This is a genomic window from Streptomyces sp. Isolate_45 (genome assembly GCF_024721315.2).
Lineage (GTDB): Bacteria > Actinomycetota > Actinomycetes > Streptomycetales > Streptomycetaceae > Streptomyces.
Genome location: NZ_JANFAK020000250.1, coordinates 1 through 8,558, shown reverse-complemented (window position 1 = coordinate 8,558; position 8,558 = coordinate 1). Strand labels below are relative to the sequence as shown.

General features: G+C 72.8%; 11 protein-coding genes, 6 tRNA genes and 1 pseudogene. 9 read left to right on the top strand and 9 right to left on the bottom strand.

Translation table 11 applies throughout. From position 1 onward, the window contains the following. Together NOD94_RS38780 and NOD94_RS38775 are read left to right on the top strand one after the other, a co-directional pair. A partial coding sequence (locus NOD94_RS38780) for a phosphotransferase (RefSeq protein ID WP_281210951.1) occupies positions 1–497 on the top strand: 497 nt, incomplete at its 5' end. 65 nt (positions 498–562) lie between these two features. Further along, positions 563–883 carry a zf-TFIIB domain-containing protein gene (locus NOD94_RS38775; protein ID WP_281210950.1) on the top strand — a complete coding sequence of 107 codons (321 nt, stop codon included), beginning with the start codon at positions 563–565 and terminating at the stop codon, positions 881–883. Between the two features lie 88 nt (positions 884–971). Here the strand turns inward: NOD94_RS38775 and NOD94_RS38770 are convergent. The 5 genes from NOD94_RS38770 to NOD94_RS38750 all read right to left on the bottom strand — a co-directional run bounded on the left by NOD94_RS38770 (position 972) and on the right by NOD94_RS38750 (position 1,458). Then, positions 972–1,046 (bottom strand) — tRNA-Val (locus tag NOD94_RS38770). A gap of 60 nt (positions 1,047–1,106) precedes the next feature. After that, positions 1,107–1,178: transfer RNA gene (locus tag NOD94_RS38765), tRNA-Val, on the bottom strand. Positions 1,179–1,197: 19 nt separating this feature from the next. Then, positions 1,198–1,269 (bottom strand) — tRNA-Val (locus tag NOD94_RS38760). 1 nt (position 1,270) lies between these two features. Further along, a tRNA-Cys gene (locus tag NOD94_RS38755) sits at positions 1,271–1,344 on the bottom strand. A gap of 41 nt (positions 1,345–1,385) precedes the next feature. Next, positions 1,386–1,458 (bottom strand) — tRNA-Gly (locus tag NOD94_RS38750). A 180-nt stretch (positions 1,459–1,638) separates the two neighbouring features. Here NOD94_RS38750 and NOD94_RS38745 point away from each other — a divergent pair. Genes NOD94_RS38745 through NOD94_RS38735 form a run of 3 tightly spaced genes read left to right on the top strand, consistent with a single transcriptional unit; the run spans position 1,639 to position 4,390 of the window. After that, the gene (locus NOD94_RS38745) at positions 1,639–2,718 is read left to right on the top strand and encodes a chorismate-binding protein (RefSeq protein WP_281210949.1); all 1,080 of its coding nucleotides are present in this window, start codon (positions 1,639–1,641) and stop codon (positions 2,716–2,718) included. Further along, the gene (locus tag NOD94_RS38740) at positions 2,715–3,533 is read left to right on the top strand and encodes an aminodeoxychorismate lyase (protein WP_281210948.1); all 819 of its coding nucleotides are present in this window, start codon (positions 2,715–2,717) and stop codon (positions 3,531–3,533) included. The genes NOD94_RS38745 and NOD94_RS38740 overlap by 4 nt, the downstream gene beginning before the upstream one ends. Positions 3,534–3,565: 32 nt before the next feature. Then, positions 3,566–4,390: a GNAT family N-acetyltransferase gene (locus NOD94_RS38735; RefSeq protein WP_281210947.1), complete on the top strand. Its 825-nt coding sequence runs from the start codon at positions 3,566–3,568 to the stop codon at positions 4,388–4,390. Positions 4,391–4,411: 21 nt separating this feature from the next. Here the strand turns inward: NOD94_RS38735 and NOD94_RS38730 are convergent, their stop codons facing one another. Then, positions 4,412–4,906, bottom strand: a complete 495-nt coding sequence (locus NOD94_RS38730) for a DsbA family protein (protein WP_281210946.1) — start codon at positions 4,904–4,906, stop codon at positions 4,412–4,414. 178 nt (positions 4,907–5,084) lie between these two features. Between NOD94_RS38730 and NOD94_RS38725 the strand changes: the two genes are divergently transcribed. Beyond that, the gene (locus tag NOD94_RS38725) at positions 5,085–5,534 is read left to right on the top strand and encodes a hypothetical protein (protein WP_281210945.1); all 450 of its coding nucleotides are present in this window, start codon (positions 5,085–5,087) and stop codon (positions 5,532–5,534) included. A gap of 164 nt (positions 5,535–5,698) precedes the next feature. Beyond that, positions 5,699–5,875, top strand: a complete 177-nt coding sequence (locus tag NOD94_RS38720) for a hypothetical protein (RefSeq protein ID WP_281210944.1) — start codon at positions 5,699–5,701, stop codon at positions 5,873–5,875. Here NOD94_RS38720 and NOD94_RS38715 read toward each other — a convergent pair. Both NOD94_RS38715 and NOD94_RS38710 read right to left on the bottom strand, forming a co-directional pair. Continuing rightward, positions 5,840–6,442, bottom strand: a complete 603-nt coding sequence (locus NOD94_RS38715; RefSeq protein ID WP_281210943.1) for a CGNR zinc finger domain-containing protein — start codon at positions 6,440–6,442, stop codon at positions 5,840–5,842. The two genes, NOD94_RS38720 and NOD94_RS38715, sit on opposite strands and share 36 nt — an antisense overlap. Before the next feature lie 268 nt (positions 6,443–6,710). Beyond that, entirely contained in the window at positions 6,711–7,124 is a 414-nt protein-coding gene (locus NOD94_RS38710) for an SsgA family sporulation/cell division regulator (RefSeq protein WP_030011909.1), read from the bottom strand. A 177-nt stretch (positions 7,125–7,301) separates the two neighbouring features. Here NOD94_RS38710 and NOD94_RS38705 point away from each other — a divergent pair, with 177 nt between their 5' ends. After that, on the top strand, positions 7,302–7,739 hold the full coding sequence (locus NOD94_RS38705; protein ID WP_281210942.1) for a TIGR02611 family protein: 438 nt from the start codon (positions 7,302–7,304) through the stop codon (positions 7,737–7,739). Between the two features lie 57 nt (positions 7,740–7,796). Then, positions 7,797–7,868, top strand: a tRNA-Val gene (locus NOD94_RS38700). A 65-nt stretch (positions 7,869–7,933) separates the two neighbouring features. Here NOD94_RS38700 and NOD94_RS38695 read toward each other — a convergent pair. Further along, positions 7,934–8,558 (bottom strand): annotated as a pseudogene (locus NOD94_RS38695) (hypothetical protein); the annotation flags it as partial.

Sequence of the window (8,558 nt, the reverse complement as noted above, 5' to 3'; positions counted from 1 at the left end):
CTCTTCCGATCTCGGCCCGTGCCGTGCGGGCGGCGGCGGCGACCCTGCCCGCCTGGGTCCGGGGGGAGCGGCAGGCCCCGCCCGGCGGGGTGCTGTGCCACGGCGACCTCCACCTCGGGCAACTCGTGCGGCACCCCGCCCCCGGCGGCCCCTGGCGGCTCATCGACGTGGACGACCTCGGACTCGGCACCCCCGCCTGGGACCTGGCCCGCCCGGCGGCCTGGTACGCGGCCGGGTTGCTCGCCCCGGAGGTGTGGCTGCGCTTCCTGGACGCCTACCGCGCCGCGGGCGGCCCGGCGGCCGGCCCGCCCGACAGCGACCCCTGGCCGGAACTCGACCTGGCGGCCCGGGCGCTGACCGTGCAGGGCGCGGCGCTGGCCCTGGCCAAGGCGGCGGCCGAACGGCGCCCGCTCGACGGGGCGGAACGCCTGATGGTGGATTCCTGTGCCCGAATCGCCGCATTCCCGCCGGAGTTGGAGCCGCAGGCCCCGTCGTAGGGTGAGGGCCACGTCACCGGGCATGCATCCGGTGTCGACGCAGACGGCGAGGAGTTGATCGGGTCATGCAGTGTCCGAAGTGTCACGCGATGATGCACACGTACAACCGCAACGGTGTCCAGATAGAGCAGTGCAGCGGCTGCCGCGGCATCTTCCTCGACTACGGCGAGTTGGAGGCGCTGACCCGGTTGGAGTCCCAGTACACGGCCCAGCAGTACCCCCAGGTCCCGCCGCCCGCCGCACCGCCGGCCCCGTACCCGGCCACGCACGCCGTCCCGGCTCCCGCCTGGGGCGCCCCGCAGCACGGGGGACACGGACAGCACGGGCACCACGGCCATCACGGCCACCACAAGGGCGGCTTCGGCCGGATGTTGTTCTCCTCCTGACCTCCTGACCGTGCCCGCGCGCACCGCCCCGCCCCGCCACGGGAAAAGCGGAAGCCCCGGCCGTCTTTCGACGGCCGGGGCTTCCGGGTGGTGCGCGATACTGGGATTGAACCAGTGACCTCTTCCGTGTCAGGGAAGCGCTCTCCCGCTGAGCTAATCGCGCGGGCTCCACGGCTCGAAAGCCGCAGGTGAAACAGTACTACACAACCTGCAGTGAACTGCGTGCGCGATACTGGGATTGAACCAGTGACCTCTTCCGTGTCAGGGAAGCGCTCTCCCGCTGAGCTAATCGCGCGGGGATCCTTGCGGATCAGTGGACGATACTGGGATTGAACCAGTGACCTCTTCCGTGTCAGGGAAGCGCTCTCCCGCTGAGCTAATCGTCCTTGGAGGTGGAGACGGGATTTGAACCCGTGTAGACGGCTTTGCAGGCCGTTGCCTCGCCTCTCGGCCACTCCACCATGGAGCCGCGGGGGTTATCGGGAAGAAATCCCCCACTTCGAGCGGACGACGAGACTCGAACTCGCGACATCCACCTTGGCAAGGTGGTGCTCTACCAACTGAGCTACGTCCGCAGGTCACCGTGTTCGCTCCGGGGTGTTCCCCCTTCGCTCCCTGGCGACGTGTTGAACTCTAGCGGATTCCCGGGCCAGCTCAAAAACGCGTTTCCGCAGCGTGCTGCCGCACGATCACCGCCGGTCACCCGACCGTCACCTCTCCGGCGCCATCACGTCACCGGTCATAGACTCGCAGCCGTGCACGACCTGCCTCACGACCTGCCTCCCCTGGCCCGCTTCGGCGGCCTCCTCGCGACCGACCTCCGAGACGTCACCAGTGACGCCTCCGCCCTGGACTCCACCGGGTTCTGGGCGGTGGCCGCCGACTTCGAGGGCCGGCTGGTCTGCGCGCGCTTCGGGGACGTACGCCCCGATCCCGTGCCCCCGCCCGTGCCGGGCGCCTGGTCGGGGCCCGGAGCCGACCAGTGGTCCTCCTCCCTCGACCGGGCCGCGTACGTCACCGGTGTGCGCAGGATCCGGGAGCACATCGCGGCCGGGGAGGTCTACCAGGCCAACCTCTGCCGCGTGATGTCCGCCCCGCTGCCCGATCCGGACTCCGCCGACGTCGACGCCCTGACGAGCCTCCTCGCGCGCGGTAACCCCGCCCCCTATGCAGGAACGATTCGTCTCCCCGCTCACGGCGTGGAGATCGCCACCGCCTCACCGGAGCTCTTCCTGAGCCGCTCCGGACGGTACGTCGAGTCCGGCCCGATCAAGGGCACCGGCCGCACCGTCGGCGACCTGCTCCCCAAGGACCACGCCGAGAACGTGATGATCGTCGACCTCGTCCGCAACGACCTGGGTCGCGTCTGCGCCACCGGGTCCGTCACCGTGCCCGCCCTGTGCGAAGTGGAGGAGCACCCGGGCCTGGTCCACCTCGTCTCCCGGGTCGGCGGCGAACTGGCCGACGGCGCCGGCTGGCCCGAGCTGCTGGCCGCGACCTTCCCGCCCGGCTCCGTCACGGGCGCCCCCAAGTCCTCCGCGCTGCGGATCATCGAAGCGCTGGAGACCGTCCCGCGCGGCCCCTACTGCGGCGGCATCGGCTGGGTCGACGCCGACCGGCGCACGGCCGGGCTCGCCGTGGGTATCCGTACGTTCTGGATCGACCGCGAGGCCCCCGGCGGCCCCCGTCTGTGCTTCGGCACCGGCGCCGGGATCACCTGGGGGTCCGACCCCGACCGCGAGTGGGCGGAGACGGAACTGAAGGCCGCCCGGCTGCTCGCTGTAGCGTCGGGCACACACGAGACGCACGACCTGAGTGGAGGGACCGTACGGTGAGGATCTGGCTCGACGGAGCACTGCGGGACGCCGAGGACGCGAAGGTGTCGGTGCTGGACCACGGCCTGACCGTGGGCGACGGCGTCTTCGAGACGCTCAAGGCGGAGCACGGCCGGGTCTTCGCCCTCACCCGCCACCTCGACCGGCTGACCCGCTCGGCCCGCGGCCTCGGCCTGCCCGACCCCGACCTCGACGAGGTGCGCCGTGCGTGCGCCGCCGTACTGGAGGCCAACCCGGTGGCGCTCGGCCGGCTGCGGATCACCTACACCGGAGGCGCGTCCCCGCTGGGCTCCGACCGCGGCGAGGCCGGCCCCACCCTGATCGTCGCCCTCGGCGGCACCACCCGTCGCCCCGACACCACCGCGGTGATCACCGTCCCCTGGGTCCGCAACGAGCGCTCGCCGCTGACCGGGCTGAAGACCACCTCGTACGCGGAGAACGTGGTCGCCCTGGCCCGGGCGCACCGGGAGGAGGCCTCCGAGGCCCTCTTCGCCAACACCGTCGGGCAGCTCTGCGAGGGCACCGGCTCCAACGTCTTCGTCGTCCTGGACGGCGAACTGCACACCCCGCCCGTGGCCTCGGGCTGCCTCGCGGGGATCACCCGGGCCCTCGCCGTCGAGTGGACCGGCGCCAAGGAGACGGACCTCCCCTTCGAGGTGCTGGAGCGCGCCGACGAGGTCTTCCTGACCTCCACCCTGCGCGACGTCCAGGCCGTCCACCGCGTCGACGGCCGCACCCTTGGAGCCCCCGGCCCGGTCACGGCGAAGGCCATGCGGGTCTTCGACGAGCGCGCGGGCTCGGACCTGGACCCGTAGTCACGGGGCCTCGGGGCGGGTAGAAATCGACGATGACCACCACCCTGCGGCCGAGCGGGCCGCTTCAGCAGAGCGAGGGCGGCGCGCGTTCGCGCCCCTACGAGGTCCGGGTCAACAGCAGGCGCGTCGGGACGCTCCTGATCGCCGCCGACACGCCCTTCGGGCCGTCGGTCGGTGAGATCCGCGAGCTGGCCATCGACGAGCCGGACCGCCGGCGGGGGCGGGCGACCGTCGCGGCGCTCGCCGCCGAGGAGGTCCTGCGCGCCTGGGGCTGTCGACGGGTGCGGATCGCCGTTCCGGCCGGTTCCGCGGGCGGGACCCGGCTCGCCGGGGCCCTCGGATACGTCGAGTACGGCCGCAACATGGCCAAGGAGCTCCCCGCCGAGCCGCCCGCGCTCTCCGCCGGGGTCCTCGGCCGCCCCATGACGGAGGCCGAGTACGAGGTCTGGAACCCCCGGGCCCGCGAGTCGTACGCCGCGAACTGGGTGGAGCGGGGTCTGTCGCCCGAGGCCGCGGCCGCCAAGTCGGCCGCCGACCACGACCGGCAACTGCCCCGGGGACTGGACACCCCCGGGGTCGCCCTGCGCGTCCTGGAGGCGGCCGGTACGCCCGTCGGGCAGGTGTGGGTCGCACCGCTCGACGGGAACGCGTACGTCTTCGACGTCGAGGTCGCCGAGGAGCACCGGGGCCGCGGGTACGGCCGCGACCTGATGCTCCTGGCCGAGCGGACCGCCCTCGGCGCGGGCCACCGGGTCCTGGCGCTGCACGTCTTCAGCGCCAACACCCCGGCGGTGCGGCTGTACGGGTCCCTCGGCTACCGGACCACGTCCCTCAACCTCGCCAAGGACCTCATCTAGTGCTGTGAGCGGGCGCGAGCGTCAGCCCGCGAGGAGCCGGTCGACGATCTCCTCGATGCGGGCGCGCAGGCCCTCCTGGCTCTTGCCGCCGTCGAGGCGCTCGCCGTCGATCACGTAGGTCGGGGTGCCGGTCACGCCGATGGCCTTGCCCTCGGCCTGGTCGGCGTCGACGATCAGGATGTGCCGGCCGTCGATCAGCGCGGTGTCGAACTCTTCGACGTCCAGGCCGAGTTCACGCGCCACATCGAGCAGAACGGCCTCACCGCGGGAGCCCAGCTCGGCGGTCCGCGCCAGCAGGGCCTCCGCGTACGGCCAGCCCTGTCCCTGCTCCACGGCCTCCTCGGCGGCCTGCGCCGCGGCGAAGGCGTGCTTGTGCTTCTCCAGGGGGAAGTGGCGCAGCCGGATGTCCAGCCGGTCGCCGTAGCGGGCCCGCAGGGCGCGCACGTCGTCCAGGGCGCTGTGGCAGTCCGGGCACTGGAGTTCGCACCAGACGTCGAGGATCACGGAATCGGTCATGGGAACAGTCTCCCAGCCCCGTACCCGCGCACCGACCGGGACCTGGGGAGGAGGCGGGACCCGGAGATGTCCCGGAGATCGGGCGGGGTCGCGCCCGGGGCATGGCCGGGACGGTACCGAGCGGTGCAGGATGTAAGGGACGGATCGCCCGCCCGCCCCCTCACCGCCGGAGGACCGCATGATTGCCGAGACCATATGTTCCGCGGTGTCCGCGGCCGGCCTGGGCCTCGCCGCGGTGACCGCGTACCGCAGGCGGTTCCTGGCCGCCACGCGCATCGCGGCGTACTCGCTGGTGCCGGTCGCCCTGGTGCTGACGGGTGTCGTGGGGTGGGTGTCGGGGATGGTCTTCAAGCCGTCGGTGTGGGCCGGCTTCGGACTGCTGGGCCTGGCCTGGCTGCTCTTCGTGATCACGCGGACGGTCGAGCGTCGCCGAGGGGCCAAGGTCCCCGGTGCCAAGCCCGCGAAGGCGGCCGGGGGCGGCCCGGCGCGGGACGCCGTCGCGCCCACGGCGTCCGCGCCCTCGCTCGGCGCGGGATCCCGACCGGCGCCCACGGCCCGGCGGGCTCCGGCGGCTCCGGCGGACGACTTCTCCGACATCGAGGCCATCCTCAAGAAGCACGGCATCTGACCCCGCCCCCCGGGGGTCCCGCCGACGCCCTACCGCACTCGGCGCCCCGGCGGGGGCGCAAGCCCCGGGGAACCACCTGAAGTGACGAGTGCGGGCGAACTACCGCGTCCGTACTGGCGTGTTGGGGGCAGATTCGGCGGGTGCTGCGCGATCATCGCCCCGACATGCTCGAAACATCGCCGGGTGATCCGCCGGCCCCCGCCCCCGTCGCCGAGGCCCCCCTCGCCGAGGAAGGGCGAGGGTGTCTCTTCGCCCTCTCCCAACCCCCTCTGATGATCTTCCTGGGGGTGATCGGGACCCTGCTGCTACTCGCCGCCGTGCACGACCTCTTCATGCTCTGACGCCTCGGGGTGGGCGTCCGCCTCCTTGCGCCGCGCCCGGTAGGCGGCCACGTGGAGCCGGTTCCCGCAGGTCCGGCTGTCGCAGTAGCGCCGGGAGCGGTTCCGCGACAGGTCCACGAAGGCACGCCGGCAGTCCGGCGCCTCGCAGCGCCGCAGCCGCTCCTGCTCGCCGGAGACCACGATGAAGGCCAGCGCCATCCCGCCGTCGGCCGCGAGGTGGTCGCCCACCGAGGCGCCCGGCGCGAAGTAGTGCACGTGCCAGTCGTAGCCGTCGTGGTCCGTCAGCTGGGGCGTGGTGCCGGCCGTGGCGACCAGCTCGTTGATCAGTACGGACGCCGCACGGGAGTTCGGAGCCGCGAAGACCAGGGCGAACTTGCCGCGCACCGTCCGGACCCCGGCGAGGTCGCGGGCGCTGAGCTCGCCGACGTCGCTGATCGCGTACTCCTGGACGAAGCCGCGCAGCGCGCCGATGTCGGAGAGCCCGTCGGGCTGGTCCGGTTCGGCCGCGGTGTTCACCAGCGCGACGACGACGTCGAGCGCGCGACGGGTGTCGTGGGGGATCTGCACGGGGTCGCTCCCTGGAAGGCCGGGCCTGCGGCGACGGTCGGCTGCCGCCGCTGGTGGCCGACTCTAGCGCCTTCCCGCAAGGGGTTACCCGGAGGATCGGGCGGTGCGGGAGCCCCTGGTGCTGCGGCCGCGAGGGCCACGGCACCAGCGCACGGGCGCCGCCCTCGCGGTTGGCTCCCGCGAGAACAGCGCCGGCACGTGCGTATGTGGTTGTCCGACCCGCACCGTCGCCCCGAGTCGGACGGTGTCGAGCCGCGGTAGGCCTGGCTCAGCTTTCGGCCAGGATGTGGGAGAGCTCCTTGTCGAGGTCGAAGTGCCGGTGCTCGGTCCCGGGTGGAACCGCGGCGTCCGTCCGCTTGAGGAACGATTCGAGTGCTCGGGCGGGTGCTTCGAGCAGTGCTTCTCCCTCCGGTGAGCTCAGGGCGATGCAGACGACGCCCTGACCGTGGCTGCGGGACGGCCAGACGCGGACGTCGCCGGTACCGGTGGGCCGGTGCAGGCCCTCCGCGAGGAGGTCACGGGCGAATACCCACTCGACCGTCTCCTCGGCGCCGGTGTGGAAGGTGGCGTGCACGGCGTAGGGGTCGGCCGTGTCATACCGCAGGCCCGCGGGAACAGGCAGTGAGGACTCGCTCGACACAACGAGGCGCAGGTGCAGCTCGCAGCTGACCGTGGTGTTCATAAGCGCCAGGGCCTTTCGCTCAGTGTGCGCTCGGGGATTCGCACGTCGGCGAAATCGACATGCCACCTACGGTGGCGTTGTAAACCCCTCTGACCGTTTTGCGGACCTCTGGGTCCCTCGGACGGCGGATCCAAACCGGCGTTCACGTGTGCTTCGGGCTCCGGTAGATTCGGCGGCATGAATACGGGGAGTGACCGCGAGACCAATGAGTCCGCCACCGGCGGGGCGCCCGCCGAGGAAACGCCGCACGTGTCGAAGGCGCCCGCCTTCATCAAGGCCAACCGCAGCCTCCACCTGAGCTGGCAGGTCGGCGTCTTCATCGTCGGCCTGGCCGTCATCGGGGCCGGCATCGCCATGCTCGTCCTGCCCGGCCCCGGCTGGGTGGCGATCTTCGCCGGCCTGGCGATCTGGGCCACCGAGTTCGCCTGGGCCCACCTCGTCCTGCGCTGGACCAAGCGCAAGGTCAGTGAGGCCGCGCAGAAGGCGCTCGACCCCAAGGTCCGGCGCCGCAACATCATCCTGACCAGCGTGGGCCTCGTCGTCGCGGGCGCGCTGATCGGCTTCTACCTGTGGAAGTACGGGCTCGTCCTGCCCTGGGACATCAAGGACCAGTAGGCCGCCGGAGGTGGTCACGGAGCACCGCTGACATGCGGTAATGTTTGCGGTGCGTCCGGGCGATTAGCTCAGTGGGAGAGCACTTCGTTCACACCGAAGGGGTCACTGGTTCGAACCCAGTATCGCCCACCCGGACCGAGGGCCCGGAGACTCCGCGAGAGTCTCCGGGCCCTCGGCGTTCCCGCCCGCCCGCCTCAGCGGAGCCGCCCCAGGGCTCCCCGCAGCCGCCGGGCGTCGCGCAGCCGCTTCTCGTACGTCGCCCCCACCATCAGCAGCAGCAGGCCCGCCAGCGCCGGCGGCAGCCACCGGGGGAGCGCCCCCGCCACCTGCACCACGTACGGGGCCAGCTCGTGCAGGGCCACCGCCGCCAGCGTGACGCCGCCCAGCAGCAGCGGGGCCGCGAGCCGCCGGTGCGCGCCCGCCAGTGTCAGGGCCAGCGCGGCCAGGCCCAGCAGCAGGGGGCGCGGCCAGTGGGCGTCCCCCCAGGCGGCGACCAGGCTCGGCAGCAGCGTCGCCCCCAGCCCCGGCCCGTACGCCGTCCACGAGGAGACCGCCGGATCCTTGCGGCGGGACAGGAAGCCCACTGCCAGGGCCGGCACCGACACCGGCAGCGCGTACGCCTCCGGCACCGTCACCCCCGACGCGCCGAGGCGGACCCACGTCGCCGCCACGAACAGCGCCATGGCCACCCAGCCCAGGCGCCGCCGGTCCACCCGCAGCGCCGCCCCCGCGCACAGCACCCCGCCCAGGGCGAGCACCAGCGCCAGCACCGGCGGATCACCGGCCGCGAGCACCACCGCCACCGCCCCCGCCGCGGCC